This window comes from Bradyrhizobium sp. UFLA05-125 (assembly GCF_059803515.1).
In genome coordinates this window covers 1-13,272 of sequence record NZ_JBANBJ010000042.1, presented here as the reverse complement: position 1 = coordinate 13,272, position 13,272 = coordinate 1, and the positions used below count along the sequence as shown (strand labels likewise).

The 13,272-nt window shown below is 63.6% G+C and carries 15 protein-coding genes; all 15 read left to right on the top strand.

Annotated features, from left to right (window positions below):
• The first annotated feature begins 47 nt into the window (after positions 1 to 47).
• Positions 48 to 413, top strand: a complete 366-nt coding sequence (locus tag SO156_RS29125; RefSeq protein WP_008136158.1) for an NADH-quinone oxidoreductase subunit A — start codon at positions 48 to 50, stop codon at positions 411 to 413.
• On the top strand, positions 404 to 994 hold the full coding sequence (locus SO156_RS29120; RefSeq protein WP_371929919.1) for a NuoB/complex I 20 kDa subunit family protein: 591 nt from the start codon (positions 404 to 406) through the stop codon (positions 992 to 994). The genes SO156_RS29125 and SO156_RS29120 overlap by 10 nt, the downstream gene beginning before the upstream one ends.
• A gap of 11 nt (positions 995 to 1,005) precedes the next feature.
• Positions 1,006 to 1,617 (top strand): NADH-quinone oxidoreductase subunit C, encoded by a 612-nt coding sequence (locus SO156_RS29115; RefSeq protein WP_498537167.1) that lies wholly within the window; start codon positions 1,006 to 1,008, stop codon positions 1,615 to 1,617.
• 2 nt (positions 1,618 to 1,619) lie between these two features.
• Positions 1,620 to 2,816: an NADH-quinone oxidoreductase subunit D gene (locus tag SO156_RS29110; RefSeq protein ID WP_458147305.1), complete on the top strand. Its 1,197-nt coding sequence runs from the start codon at positions 1,620 to 1,622 to the stop codon at positions 2,814 to 2,816.
• Positions 2,816 to 3,778 carry an FkbM family methyltransferase gene (locus SO156_RS29105; RefSeq protein ID WP_498537166.1) on the top strand — a complete coding sequence of 321 codons (963 nt, stop codon included), beginning with the start codon at positions 2,816 to 2,818 and terminating at the stop codon, positions 3,776 to 3,778. Before SO156_RS29110 ends, SO156_RS29105 begins: the two co-directional genes overlap by 1 nt.
• 12 nt (positions 3,779 to 3,790) lie before the next feature.
• Positions 3,791 to 4,402, top strand: a complete 612-nt coding sequence (gene nuoE, locus SO156_RS29100) for an NADH-quinone oxidoreductase subunit NuoE (RefSeq protein WP_498537165.1) — start codon at positions 3,791 to 3,793, stop codon at positions 4,400 to 4,402.
• The gene (locus SO156_RS29095; protein WP_458147302.1) at positions 4,402 to 4,608 is read left to right on the top strand and encodes a hypothetical protein; all 207 of its coding nucleotides are present in this window, start codon (positions 4,402 to 4,404) and stop codon (positions 4,606 to 4,608) included. The genes nuoE and SO156_RS29095 overlap by 1 nt, the downstream gene beginning before the upstream one ends.
• Before the next feature lie 15 nt (positions 4,609 to 4,623).
• Positions 4,624 to 5,949 carry an NADH-quinone oxidoreductase subunit NuoF gene (nuoF, locus tag SO156_RS29090; RefSeq protein WP_458147301.1) on the top strand — a complete coding sequence of 442 codons (1,326 nt, stop codon included), beginning with the start codon at positions 4,624 to 4,626 and terminating at the stop codon, positions 5,947 to 5,949.
• 5 nt (positions 5,950 to 5,954) lie between these two features.
• Positions 5,955 to 8,030 (top strand): NADH-quinone oxidoreductase subunit NuoG, encoded by a 2,076-nt coding sequence (gene nuoG, locus SO156_RS29085; RefSeq protein WP_498537164.1) that lies wholly within the window; start codon positions 5,955 to 5,957, stop codon positions 8,028 to 8,030.
• Positions 8,031 to 8,040: 10 nt separating this feature from the next.
• Positions 8,041 to 9,108: an NADH-quinone oxidoreductase subunit NuoH gene (gene nuoH / locus SO156_RS29080; RefSeq protein WP_458147299.1), complete on the top strand. Its 1,068-nt coding sequence runs from the start codon at positions 8,041 to 8,043 to the stop codon at positions 9,106 to 9,108.
• Positions 9,109 to 9,122: 14 nt separating this feature from the next.
• Positions 9,123 to 9,611, top strand: a complete 489-nt coding sequence (gene nuoI, locus SO156_RS29075; RefSeq protein WP_026232873.1) for an NADH-quinone oxidoreductase subunit NuoI — start codon at positions 9,123 to 9,125, stop codon at positions 9,609 to 9,611.
• A gap of 9 nt (positions 9,612 to 9,620) precedes the next feature.
• The gene (locus tag SO156_RS29070; protein ID WP_458147298.1) at positions 9,621 to 10,259 is read left to right on the top strand and encodes an NADH-quinone oxidoreductase subunit J; all 639 of its coding nucleotides are present in this window, start codon (positions 9,621 to 9,623) and stop codon (positions 10,257 to 10,259) included.
• Complete coding sequence (gene nuoK / locus SO156_RS29065) at positions 10,256 to 10,564, top strand: NADH-quinone oxidoreductase subunit NuoK (RefSeq protein ID WP_008547737.1); 309 nt, start codon at positions 10,256 to 10,258, stop codon at positions 10,562 to 10,564. Before SO156_RS29070 ends, nuoK begins: the two co-directional genes overlap by 4 nt.
• A gap of 7 nt (positions 10,565 to 10,571) precedes the next feature.
• Positions 10,572 to 12,635: an NADH-quinone oxidoreductase subunit L gene (nuoL, locus tag SO156_RS29060; protein WP_498537163.1), complete on the top strand. Its 2,064-nt coding sequence runs from the start codon at positions 10,572 to 10,574 to the stop codon at positions 12,633 to 12,635.
• Positions 12,636 to 13,272: proton-conducting transporter transmembrane domain-containing protein (locus SO156_RS29055; RefSeq protein WP_498537162.1), on the top strand; the 637-nt coding region annotated here is incomplete at its 3' end.

The following is a 13,272-nucleotide window of genomic DNA, read 5'->3' as shown; positions in this document are numbered from 1 at the left end:
AACGAATCCGCGGGCCACCCGAGGCTTGCGGGAAAAAGGGCTCGCCAATGAGCGGCATTCTGCAGAACTATCTTCCACTTGTGGTCTTTATAGGGGTAGCGGGCCTGATTGGCCTCGTGCTGCTGATCGCCCCCTTCATCGTGGCCTTCCAGCAGCCGGATCCGGAAAAGCTGTCGGCGTATGAGTGCGGTTTCAACGCCTTCGACGACGCCCGGATGAAGTTCGACGTTCGCTTCTACCTGGTCGCCATCCTCTTCATCATCTTCGACCTCGAGGTGGCGTTCTTGTTCCCCTGGGCGGTAGCGTTCGGCAAGCTTGGTGCGACCGGCTTCTGGTCCATGGTGGTGTTCCTCGCCGTGCTGACGGTGGGGTTTGCCTATGAATGGAAGAAAGGGGCACTCGAATGGGATTGAACCCTGCCACACCGTCCGCCGGTCCGGTTCTCGCGCCGGCCCCGAAGGGCATTCTGGATCCGTCGACCGGCAAGCCGGTCGGGGCCAACGATCCGTTCTTTCTCGAGGTCAATCACGAGCTGTCCGACAAGGGCTTCTTCGTTGCTGCGACCGATGACCTCATCACCTGGGCGCGCACCGGTTCGCTGATGTGGATGACCTTCGGTCTCGCCTGCTGTGCGGTCGAGATGATGCAGGTCTCGATGCCGCGCTACGACGTCGAGCGCTTCGGCTTTGCGCCGCGTGCCTCGCCGCGCCAGTCCGACGTGATGATCGTCGCGGGCACCTTGACCAACAAGATGGCCCCGGCGCTGCGCAAGGTCTACGACCAGATGCCTGAGCCGCGCTACGTCATCTCGATGGGCTCCTGCGCCAATGGCGGCGGCTACTACCACTATTCCTACTCGGTCGTGCGCGGTTGCGACCGCATCGTGCCGATCGACATCTACGTGCCGGGCTGCCCGCCCACGGCGGAAGCGCTGCTCTACGGCGTGCTGCTGTTGCAGAAGAAGATCCGGCGCACCGGCACCATCGAACGCTAAGGTTTTACGTCATGGACGACGGCAAGCTCGACGCCCTTGGGCAAACGATCGTTAGCGCGCTTCCGGGCGCTGCCACCGGTCACACGGTGGCCTTCAACCAGCTCACGGTGGACGTCGAGGCCGCCAAGATCGTCGAGGTGGTCAAGTACCTCCGCGACGATCCGAGCTGCCGCTTCGTCAACTTTACCGACGTGACCGCGGTGGATCATCCGTCGCGCGAGAAGCGTTTCGACGTCGTCTATCATCTGATGTCGCCGACGCTGAACACCCGGATCCGGCTCAAGGCTCAGGCCGACGAGACCACCCAGGTGCCATCGCTGATCGAGGTGTTTCCCGGCGCCGACTGGTTCGAGCGCGAGACCTACGACCTTTATGGCGTGATCTTCGTCGGCCATCCCGACATGCGTCGTATCCTCACCGATTACGGTTTCGAGGGGCATCCGCTGCGCAAGGACTTCCCGCTCACCGGCTTCGTCGAGGTCCGCTACGACGACCAGGAGAAGCGGGTGGTGTACGAGCCTGTCCGGCTCAACCAGGAATTCCGCAAGTTTGATTTCCTGTCGCCGTGGGAAGGGGCGGATTACCCCCTCCCGGGAGATGAGAAAGCAGGACCGAAGGCCTGATCATGAACGAGCAACCCGAAAACCTTCGCAATTTCACCATCAACTTCGGGCCGCAGCATCCGGCCGCCCACGGCGTGCTGCGCCTCGTGCTTGAGCTTGACGGCGAAGTCGTCGCCCGCGTCGACCCGCATATCGGCCTGCTTCACCGCGGCACCGAGAAACTGATCGAGCAGAAGACGTACTTGCAGGCGATCCCATATTTCGACCGGCTCGACTACGTCGCGCCGATGAACCAGGAGCATGCCTTCTGTCTCGCCGCCGAAAGGCTGCTCGGCATCGAGGTGCCGCGCCGGGGCCAGCTGATCCGCGTGCTCTATTGCGAGATCGGCCGCATCCTCTCGCATCTCCTCAACGTCACCACGCAGGCGATGGACGTCGGCGCGCTGACCCCGCCGCTGTGGGGCTTCGAAGAGCGCGAGAAGCTGATGGTGTTCTACGAGCGCGCCTCGGGCAGCCGTATGCACGCGGCCTTCTTCCGCGTCGGCGGCGTGCACCAGGATCTGCCGCCCAAGCTGATCAACGACATCGAGGCCTGGTGCGATCCGTTCCTGAAAGTGGTCGAAGATCTCGACCGCCTGCTCACCGCCAACCGCATCTTCAAGCAGCGCAACGTCGATATCGGCGTGGTGCCGCTGAAGGAGGCCTGGGAATGGGGTTTCTCGGGCGTAATGGTGCGCGGCTCCGGCGCGGCCTGGGACCTGCGCAAGGCGCAGCCCTATGAATGCTACGCCGAGATGGAATTCGACATTCCGATCGGCAAGAACGGCGACTGCTACGACCGCTACCTGATCCGGATGGAAGAGATGCGCCAGTCGGTGCGCATCATGAGGCAGTGCATCGAGAAGCTGAAGGCGCCGGACGGGCAGGGGCCGGTCGCGGTCGAGGACAACAAGGTCTTCCCGCCGCGCCGCGGCGAGATGAAGCGCTCGATGGAAGCGCTCATCCATCACTTCAAGCTCTACACCGAAGGCGTCCACGTGCCGGCCGGCGAGATCTATGCCGCGGTCGAGGCGCCGAAGGGCGAGTTCGGCGTCTATCTCGTCTCCGACGGCACCAACAAACCCTACAAGTGCAAGATCCGCGCGCCGGGTTTTGCCCATCTGCAGGCCATGGACCACATCTGCAGGGGCCATCTGCTCGCCGACGTCTCGGCGATCCTCGGCTCGCTCGACATCGTGTTCGGAGAGGTCGATCGGTGATGGCGCCGGCGCCAATCCAGTTTGACCGCGCCTCGGGGGCCCTTGAGGGGGCCAACCTGTGGGAGCGGACGGCTGCCTTGGCGCTGGTGACGGGATCGAAGATCTCCTCGCACTTCTCTCATATGGGCTACATCGCGTGCGCCAATCTGCTGCGCAAAACGCTGCCCGAGCGCAACATCGCGATCAAGCTCAACCCGGACGCCGTGTTCGAGTTTCCTTACGGCGACGGCTACTGGAGCAAGCTGCTCAACCGCTCCTACAATTACGAGGACGAACTGGAGCTGTTGTTCGCCGACTCCGTCGACGTCGATTACACGCTGCTCGATTGCGGCGCGAATTACGGCTACTGGTCCGTGCTGGTGTCGAGCGGGCCGTTCGGCGCGCACCGGGCAATCGCGATCGAGCCGTCGGGGCAGAACTACCCGAAGCTTGCGAACAATGCGCACATCAATGGCAACCGTTTCGAGATCATGAAATGTGCGATCGGTGCCGAGCGCGGTACCGCACGGCTCTCCGGCACCAAGCACGAGGCTTTCAGCATCGCGGGCGCCCCCTCGGCGGGTGGTGAGGAAGTGCCGGTGCTTGCACTCGACAATCTGCTCGATGACGGCAAGGTCGAGGCGAACGGCAGATATCTGATCAAGCTCGACGTCGAAGGCGTCGAGATCGAGGCCATCAAGGGTGGCACGCGGCTTCTTGAAGGCGACAGCGTGATCATGTGCGAGGAGCACGGAAGCGATCGTTCGCACGCGGTGTCGCGCTACATCCTCGAACAAACCCCGCTGAAGCTGATCGTCTACGATCCCAGCACCAATCGCCTGGAGACGGTGACCGAGCTCTCGATCCTCGATCGCATCAAGGTCTCCACCCACGTCGGCTACAACGTATTCGGCACCGCAAGCGCATTCTGGCAGGACAGGATCGATGCCCTGAATGCGAAGGCTGCGCGTTGTATCCAGTGAGAGATTGAAGAGATGTCCGTTCGCCGCCTAGCGCCCAAGGAAGTCCAGCCCGCGAGCTTTGCGTTCACGGAGGAGAACCTCGCGTTTGCGAAGCAGCAGATCGCGAAATATCCGGCCGGCCGTCAGGCCTCGGCCGTGATCGCGATCATGTGGCGCGCGCAGGAGCAGAACGACGGCTGGGTGTCGGAAGCCGCGATCCGCGTGATCGCCGACATGCTCGACATGCCCTACATCCGCGTGCTCGAAGTCGCGACCTTCTACACGATGTTCCAGCTCGCGCCCGTCGGCAAGAAGGCCCACGTCCAGGTCTGCGGCACCACGCCGTGCCGGCTGCGCGGTGCCGAAGACCTGATCCACGTTTGCGAGAGCCGCATCCATCACGAGCCCTTCCACCTCTCCAAGGACGGCAATTTCAGCTGGGAAGAGGTCGAGTGCCTGGGTGCCTGCGTGAACGCGCCGATGGTGCTGATCGGCAAGGACACCTATGAGGACCTGACCAAGGAGAGCTTCGGCAAGGTGCTCGACGGCTTTGCTTCCGGCAATCCGCCCAAGCCCGGCCCCCAGAATGGCCGTCAGTTCTCGGCTCCCATCACCGGACCGACCACGCTGAAGGAGACCACCTGATGCGTGATCTCGCGACCTCAGCAGCGGGAAGGGGTGGCGCCGTGAAGAAATGGGGCTTCGTCGCCATGCATGCCGCCGTCGCGGCCGCCTTCATCTTCCTGCTGCAGCGCTTCACCCTGAACGCGTCGCTGGAATCCAGTCTGCTCTGGGCGTTGACCTTTGCCGTCTGCGCCGCCGGGCTTGCCTACAAGCAAGCCAACCGTTGATCGGAAAGCACTGAAATGCTCGAGGACAAGGACCGTATCTTCAAGAACCTCTACGGCCTCCATGATTGGGGGCTCGAGGGCGCGCGGCGCCGCGGCGCCTGGGATGGCACCAAGGCCATCATCGACAAGGGACGCGACTGGATCATCAACGAGATGAAGGCCTCGGGCCTGCGCGGCCGTGGCGGCGCCGGCTTCCCAACCGGCCTGAAATGGTCGTTCATGCCGAAGGAATCGACCGACGGCCGGCCGAGCTACCTCGTCGTCAACGCCGACGAGTCCGAGCCCGGCACCTGCAAGGACCGCGAGATCATGCGTCATGATCCGCATCTCCTGATCGAGGGCTGCCTGATCGCGAGCTGCGCGATGAATGCGCACGCCTGCTACATCTATGTCCGCGGTGAGTTCATCCGCGAGCGCGAGCACCTGCAAGCCGCGATCGACCAGGCCTACGAGGCCAAGCTGATCGGCAAGGACAACGTCAACGGCTGGCCGTTCGACCTCTACGTCGCCCACGGCGCCGGTGCCTATATCTGCGGCGAAGAGACCGCGCTGCTCGAGAGCCTCGAAGGCAAGAAGGGCCAGCCGCGCCTGAAGCCGCCGTTCCCGGCCAATGTCGGCTTGTTCGGCTGCCCGACCACCGTCAACAATGTCGAGTCGATCGCGGTTGCGCCTGATATCCTGCGGCGCGGCGCGGCCTGGTTCGCCGGCATCGGCCGTCCCAATAATGTCGGCACGAAGCTTTTCTGCATCTCCGGCCATGTCGAGCGTCCCTGCAACGTCGAAGAGGCCATGGGCATTCCGTTCCGTGAGCTGATCGAGAAGCATTGCGGTGGCATCCGCGGCGGCTGGGACAATCTGAAGGCCGTGATCCCCGGCGGCTCCTCGGTGCGCATGGTGCCGGCTGAGCAGATCATCGACACGCCGATGGATTTCGACTCCTTGAGCAAGCTGCGCTCGGGCCTCGGCACCGCGGCGGTGATCGTGATGGACAAGTCGACCGACCTGATCCGCGCGATCGCCCGCATCTCCTATTTCTACAAGCATGAGAGCTGCGGCCAGTGCACGCCGTGCCGCGAGGGCACCGGCTGGATGTGGCGCGTCTTGACCCGCATGGCCGAAGGCCGCGCCCACAAGCGCGAGATCGACATGCTGCTGGAGGTCACCAAGCAGGTCGAAGGCCACACCATCTGCGCGCTTGGCGACGCAGCCGCCTGGCCGATCCAGGGCCTGATCGCGCATTTCCGTCATGAGATCGAAGCGCGCATCGACCAGTATTCGCACAAGGCCGACATTGACGATGCCGGCGTCCGCGATCCCGTGAACATGGTCGCGGCGGAGTAGGAAGAATGACAAAGCTCATCATCGACGGCAAAGAGATCGATGTCCCGCCGGAGTACACGCTGCTCCAGGCGTGCGAGGCCGCCGGCGCCGAGATTCCGCGCTTCTGCTATCACGAGCGGCTGTCGATCGCCGGCAATTGCCGGATGTGCCTCGTCGAGGTGAAGGGTGGTCCGAAGCCGGTCGCGAGCTGCGCCTGGGGCGTGCGCGATTGCCGTCCTGGTCCCAAGGGCGAGCCGCCGGAAATCTCGACGCGGTCGCCGATGGTGAAGAAGGCGCGCGAAGGCGTGATGGAGTTCCTTCTCATCAACCATCCGCTGGACTGCCCGATCTGCGACCAGGGCGGCGAATGCGACCTCCAGGACCAGGCGATGGGCTACGGTGTCGACACCAGCCGCTTCGCCGAGAACAAGCGCGCCGTCGAGGACAAATACCTCGGCGCGCTGGTCAAGACCTCGATGAACCGCTGCATCCAGTGCACGCGCTGCGTCCGCTTCTCGGCGGAAGTCGCCGGCGCTCCCGAGATGGGCGCGACGGGTCGTGGCGAGGACATGGAGATCACGACCTATCTGGAGCACGCGCTGACGTCAGAGCTTCAGGGCAATCTCGTCGACATCTGCCCGGTCGGCGCGCTGACCTCGAAGCCGTATGCCTTCGCGGCGCGCCCTTGGGAGCTCGGCAAGACCCAGTCGGTCGACATCATGGACGGCATCGGCTCGGCGATCCGCGTCGACACCCGTGGCCGCGAGGTGATGCGCATCCTGCCGCGCGTCAACGAGGCCGTGAACGAGGAGTGGATTTCCGACAAGACCCGTCACGTCGTCGATGGCCTGCGGACCCAGCGGCTCGACCGGCCCTATATCCGCGAGGCCGGCAAGCTGCGTGCAGCTTCCTGGACCGAAGCCTTCGCCGCGATCGCCGCCAAGGCAGGTCGCACCGACGGCAAGCGCATCGGTGCGATCGCAGGCGATCTCGCCGGTGTCGAAGAGATGTTCGCGCTGAAGGACCTGCTCGCCAAGTTCGGTTCGGCCAATCTGGCGGTGCAGGGTGGTGACGCCTTCGATCCGGCGCTCGGCCGCGGCTCGTACATCTTCAATCCGACGCTGGTCGGCATCGAGCAGGCCGATGCGCTGCTGATCATCGGTGCCAATCCGCGCAAGGAAGCGGCCGTGTTCAACGCCCGCATCCGCAAGCGCTGGCGCGCAGGCGGCTTCAAGATCGGCATGATCGGCGCCAAGGCCGATCTCACCTATGACTATGATCATCTCGGCGCGGGCACGGAGACGCTCGGCGACCTCGCCGCCGGCAAGCACTCCTTCGCCGATGTGCTGAAGAATGCCAAGCATCCGGTTATCCTCGTCGGTGCCGGCGCGACCTCGCGTCATGACGGCGCGGCGATTCTCGCGCAGGCCGCCAAGCTGGCGCTCGATGTCGGCGCGGTGAAGGACGGCTGGAACGGTTTTGGCGTGCTGCACGAGACGGCCTCGCGCGTCGGCGCGCTTGATATCGGTTTCTCGGCGGGCGCTGGCGGCCTGAATGCCGCGCAGATGGCGACGTTCGGTACGCTGGACGTGTTGTTCCTGCTCGGGGCCGACGAGATCAAGGCGCCGGACGGCACCTTCGTGGTCTATATCGGCACCCATGGCGACCGCGGCGCGCACCGCGCCGACGTGATCCTGCCCGCGGCGGCCTACACCGAGAAATCGGCGATCTACGTCAACACCGAGGGCCGCGCCCAGATGACGGGACGCGCCGCGTTCCCGCCGGGCGAGGCCCGCGAGGACTGGGCGATCGTCCGCGCGCTGTCGGAAGCGCTCGGCAAGAAGCTCGGGTATGACTCGCTCGCGGCCCTGCGCCATGCGATCTTCAAGGCAGTGCCGCATCTGATCCGTCTGGATCAGATCGAGGCGGGCACGGCCGAGCAGGTCAAGGCGCTCGCGGGCAAGGGCGGCACGCCTGAGAAGGCGCCGTTCAAGGTTCAGATCGAGGACTTTTACCTGACCAACCCAATCGCGCGTGCGTCCGCCGTGATGGCGGAGTGCTCGCGGCTTGCCTCCGGGCAGATGCTGACCGCAGCGGAGTGAGCGTGATCTGATGGAATTCTTCGAAAGCGCATTCTGGACCGGATTCCTCTGGCCGCTGATCATCATGGTCGCGGAGAGCGTCCTGCTGCTCGTCGTGCTGCTGGTCGCGATCGCCTACATCCTGCTGGCCGACCGCAAGATCTGGGCGGCGGTACAGATCCGGCGCGGCCCGAACGTCGTCGGTCCCTGGGGCCTGTTCCAGTCCTTTGCCGACCTCCTGAAGTTCGTGCTGAAGGAGCCGATCATTCCCTCCGGCGCCAACAAGGGCGTCTTCCTGCTGGCTCCCTTGGTCTCCTGCGTGCTCGCGCTTGCCGCCTGGGCGGTGATCCCGACCAATCTCGGCTGGGTGATCTCCGACATCAATGTCGGCGTCCTCTTCATCTTCGCGATCTCGTCGTTGTCGATCTACGGCATCATCATGGCCGGCTGGTCGTCGAACTCGAAATATCCATTCCTGGCGGCGCTGCGCTCGGCGGCGCAGATGGTGTCCTATGAGGTCTCGATCGGCTTCGTCATCATCACCGTGCTGCTCTGCGCCGGGACGCTGAACCTCTCGGCAGTCGTCGAGGCGCAGCATGCGCGTGGCCTTGCCAGCCTGATCGGTCTGCCGCAGCTCACCATCCTGAACTGGTATGTGTGGCCGCTGTTCCCGATGTTCGTCGTATTCTACGTCTCGGCCCTGGCGGAAACCAACCGTCCGCCATTCGACCTCGTCGAAGCCGAGTCCGAGCTCGTCGCCGGCTTCATGGTCGAGTACGGCTCGACGCCGTATCTGCTGTTCATGCTCGGCGAGTATGTCGCGATCGTCACCATGTGCGCGTTGGCGACCATCATGTTCCTGGGGGGCTGGCTGCCGCCGGTCGATCTGCCGCCGTTCAACTGGGTGCCGGGGATCATCTGGTTCTCGCTCAAACTGTTCTTCATGTTCTTCCTGTTCGCGATGGCGAAGGCGATCGTGCCGCGCTACCGCTACGATCAACTGATGCGTCTCGGCTGGAAGGTATTCCTGCCGCTGTCGCTGGCGATGGTGATCGTGGTGGCCGGCGTGCTGCATTTCGCCGGCATCGCGCCGAAGTGAGGTTCGCCATGGGTATCAACATCAACGCCACTGCGCGCTCGCTACTGCTGTCGGAATTCGTATCGGCCTTCTTTCTCGCCATGCGCTACTTCTTCCAGCCGAAGCCGACGCTGAACTATCCCTTCGAGAAGGGTCCGATCTCGCCGCGCTTCCGCGGCGAGCATGCGCTGCGCCGCTATCCCAACGGCGAAGAACGCTGCATCGCCTGCAAGCTGTGCGAGGCGGTCTGCCCGGCGCAGGCCATCACTATCGAGGCCGGCCCGCGCCGCAACGACGGCACCCGCCGCACCGTGCGCTACGACATCGACATGGTGAAGTGCATCTATTGCGGCCTCTGCCAGGAGGCCTGCCCGGTCGACGCCATCGTCGAAGGCCCGAACTTCGAGTTCGCGACCGAGACCCGCGAGGAACTGTTCTATGACAAGGCCAAGCTGCTCGCCAATGGCGATCGCTGGGAACGCGAGATCGCGAAAGCGATCGAGCTCGACGCGCCGTACCGGTGAGGTGAGGGCATGATCCTTCCCGCGCTGTTCTTCTATCTGTTTGCCGGCATCTGCGTGGCCTCGGCGGTGATGGTGATTGTCTCGCGCAATCCCGTGCACTCCGTGCTGTTTCTGATCCTGGCCTTCGTCAACGCCTCCGGCCTGTTCGTGCTGATGGGCGCCGAGTTCCTGGCGATGATCCTGATCGTCGTCTATGTCGGCGCCGTCGCGGTGCTGTTCCTGTTCGTGATCATGATGCTCGACGTCGACTTCCTCGAGCTGCGCGAGGGCTTCATCGAGTACCTGCCGGTTGGCCTCGTGATCGGCGGCATCTTCATGTTCGAGCTGTTGCTGGTCGTTGGCGCCTGGGTGATCAACCCGACCGTGTCCAAGACGATCACGGCGGCGATCCCGGCCAACGTCTCCAACACCGAGGCGCTCGGGCTCGTGCTCTATACGAAGTACATCCATTACTTCCAGCTCGCCGGCATGGTGCTGCTGGTTGCGATGATCGGTGCCATCGTGCTGACGCTGCGCCACAAGGCCAGCGTCAAGCGACAGGACATCAACGTTCAGAACGCGCGCACGCCCGACATGGCGATGGCGCTGCGCAAGGTGGCGTCGGGGCAGGGGCTGTCCGATACCGATGCGGCGGAGTGGGTGAAATGACGATCGGGCTCGGACACTATCTTGCCGTCGGCGCGATCCTGTTCACGCTCGGCATCCTCGGCATCTTCCTGAACCGCAAGAACATCATCGTCATCCTGATGTCGATCGAGCTGATCCTGCTCTCGGTCAACATCAACCTGGTGGCGTTCTCGACCTTCCTCGGCGACATCGTCGGCCAGGTCTTCGCGCTGCTGGTGCTGACGGTCGCGGCTGCGGAAGCCGCGATCGGTCTCGCCATCCTGGTGGTCTATTTCCGCAACCGCGGCTCGATCGCGGTTGAGGACGTCAATCTGATGAAGGGTTAACGCGCCGATGTACCAGGCAATTGTCTTTCTGCCTCTGCTGGGCGCCATTCTCGCCGGCCTGATCGCCATTTTCGGCGCGCATGCCCGCAACCCCAGCGGCGATACGGTCGAGCATCACGGCGATGATCACGGTCATGGCGACGCCCATGCCGCGGCCGCCCACGACGATCACGGCCACGATGACCACCACGTCTCCGAACCGCCGGCTCAGGGGTCGCGCGCAGCCGAACTGATCACGACCGGACTGCTGTTCGTCTCGGCGGCCCTGTCCTGGTTCGCGCTGGTGGATGTCGGCTTCATGCACCACGACGCGCGGATTCCGATCATGCCGTGGATCCTCTCCGGCGACCTCCAGGTCTACTGGGCGCTGCGGGTGGACACGCTCACCGCCGTCATGCTGGTGGTGGTGAACACCGTGTCCTCGCTCGTGCACCTCTATTCCATCGGCTACATGGACGAGGATCCGTACCGGCCCCGCTTCTTCGGCTATCTCTCGCTGTTCACCTTCGCGATGCTGATGCTGGTGACGGCGGACAACCTCGTGCAGTTGTTCTTCGGCTGGGAAGGCGTGGGTCTGGCGAGCTATCTGCTGATCGGCTTCTGGTACCAGAAACCGTCGGCGAACGCGGCCGCGATCAAGGCCTTCGTCGTCAATCGCGTTGGCGATTTCGGCTTCGCGCTCGGCATCTTCGCGATCTTTGCGCTGGTCGGCTCGACCGATTTGGAGACCATCTTCCATGCCGCGCCCGGCCTGACCGGCAAGACCATCAACTTCCTGGGCTGGCAGGTGGACGCGCTGACGCTGACCTGCTGCCTGCTGTTCATGGGCGCGATGGGCAAGTCGGCGCAGTTCCTGCTGCATACCTGGTTGCCGGACGCGATGGAGGGCCCGACGCCAGTCTCGGCGCTGATCCACGCCGCGACCATGGTGACCGCCGGCGTCTTCATGGTGGCGCGGCTGTCGCCGTTGTTCGAGCTCGCGCCGAACGCGCAGGCCGTCGTGATGTTCTTCGGCGCAACCACGGCGTTCTTCGCCGCAACCATCGGCCTCGTTCAGAACGACATCAAGCGCATCGTTGCCTACTCGACCTGTTCGCAGCTCGGCTACATGTTCGTGGCGATGGGGGCGGGGGCCTATTCGGTCGGCATGTTCCACCTGTTTACGCACGCCTTCTTCAAGGCATTGTTGTTCTTGGGCTCCGGCTCGGTGATCTACGCGATGCACCACGAGCAGGACATCCGCAACATGGGCGGCCTGTGGCGGAAGATCCCGTATACGTTCGCGGTGATGACCGTCGGCACGCTGGCGCTGACCGGCTTCCCGCTGTTTGCGGGCTACTTCTCGAAGGATGCGATCATCGAGTCCGCCTATGCCTCGCATAATCCGTTCTCGACGTACGCTTACCTGCTGACGATCGCGGCCGCCGGCCTGACCTCGTTCTACTCCTGGCGCCTGGTGTTCAAGACCTTCTTTGGCGAGCCGCACGACCAGAAGCACTATGAGGCGGCGCATGAGAGTCCGATGTGGATGCTGGTGCCGATCGGCGTCCTTGCGATCGGCTCGATCCTCGCCGGCTTCCCCTTCAAGGAGATCTTCACCGGACCTCACGGCGTGGAAGAGTTCTTCCGCGAGTCCGTGAAGATGAACCCGCACATCCTCGAAGACATGGAGCACATGCCTGCGGCGCTGGGATGGCTACCCTTCATCATGATGGTGCTGGGCTTCGTGATCTCGTACACCTTCTACATCCGCAAACCCTATCTGCCTGTCGAGCTCGCGAACACCCAGCCGATGCTGTACCAGTTCCTGCTCAACAAGTGGTACTTCGACGAGCTCTACGACATCATCTTCGTCCGTCCGGCGAAGTGGATCGGCTACCAGCTCTGGAAGAAGGGCGACGGCGCCATCATCGACGGCTTCGGTCCGGACGGCGTCTCGGCGCGCGTGCTGGATGTCACCCGCAACGTCGTGAAGATCCAGACCGGCTATCTCTATCATTATGCATTCGCCATGCTGATCGGCGTCGCCGGCCTGATCACCTGGTTCATGTTCGGCTTTGGAGGCCAGTAAATGACAACCTGGCCCATCCTTTCCGTCACCGTCTTCCTGCCGCTGGTCGGTGCGCTGCTCGTCTACCTCGTCCGTGGCGAGGATGAAGCGGCAAAACGCAACTCACGCTGGATCGCGCTCTGGACGACGCTCATCACCTTCGCGGTGTCCCTGATCCTGGTCTGGCGGTTCGATCCCTCGGTCGCCGACTTCCAGTTCGTCGAGAAGGCCAATTGGCTCGCGGCCGGCATCACCTATCACATGGGTGTCGACGGCATCTCGCTGCCGTTCGTGATCCTGACCACCGCCTTGATGCCGTTCTGCATCATCGCGAGCTGGAAGGCGATCCAGAACCGCGTGCGCGAATACATGATGGCGTTCCTGATCCTGGAAACGCTGATGATCGGCACCTTCTCGGCGCTCGATCTCGTGCTGTTCTATCTGTTCTTCGAGGGCGGCCTGATCCCGATGTTCCTGATCATCGGCGTCTGGGGCGGTCCGCGCCGGGTCTACGCGTCGTTCAAGTTCTTCCTCTACACGTTCCTCGGTTCGGTGCTGATGCTGCTCGCCATCATGGCGCTGTACTGGAACGGCAACACGACCGACATCCCGACCCTGATGCACACCGCCGTGCCGCGATCGTTGCAGACCTGGGCGT

Coding starts and splice junctions, on each gene's coding strand:
- SO156_RS29105 (WP_498537166.1), top strand. CDS start 2,816: ATGGCGCCGGCGCCAATCCAGTTTGACCGCGCCTCGGGGGCCCTTGAG.
- nuoG (WP_498537164.1), top strand. CDS start 5,955: ATGACAAAGCTCATCATCGACGGCAAAGAGATCGATGTCCCGCCGGAG.
- SO156_RS29125 (WP_008136158.1), top strand. CDS start 48: ATGAGCGGCATTCTGCAGAACTATCTTCCACTTGTGGTCTTTATAGGG.
- SO156_RS29095 (WP_458147302.1), top strand. CDS start 4,402: ATGCGTGATCTCGCGACCTCAGCAGCGGGAAGGGGTGGCGCCGTGAAG.
- nuoL (WP_498537163.1), top strand. CDS start 10,572: ATGTACCAGGCAATTGTCTTTCTGCCTCTGCTGGGCGCCATTCTCGCC.
- SO156_RS29115 (WP_498537167.1), top strand. CDS start 1,006: ATGGACGACGGCAAGCTCGACGCCCTTGGGCAAACGATCGTTAGCGCG.
- nuoE (WP_498537165.1), top strand. CDS start 3,791: ATGTCCGTTCGCCGCCTAGCGCCCAAGGAAGTCCAGCCCGCGAGCTTT.
- nuoK (WP_008547737.1), top strand. CDS start 10,256: ATGACGATCGGGCTCGGACACTATCTTGCCGTCGGCGCGATCCTGTTC.
- nuoH (WP_458147299.1), top strand. CDS start 8,041: ATGGAATTCTTCGAAAGCGCATTCTGGACCGGATTCCTCTGGCCGCTG.
- SO156_RS29110 (WP_458147305.1), top strand. CDS start 1,620: ATGAACGAGCAACCCGAAAACCTTCGCAATTTCACCATCAACTTCGGG.
- nuoF (WP_458147301.1), top strand. CDS start 4,624: ATGCTCGAGGACAAGGACCGTATCTTCAAGAACCTCTACGGCCTCCAT.
- SO156_RS29070 (WP_458147298.1), top strand. CDS start 9,621: ATGATCCTTCCCGCGCTGTTCTTCTATCTGTTTGCCGGCATCTGCGTG.
- SO156_RS29120 (WP_371929919.1), top strand. CDS start 404: ATGGGATTGAACCCTGCCACACCGTCCGCCGGTCCGGTTCTCGCGCCG.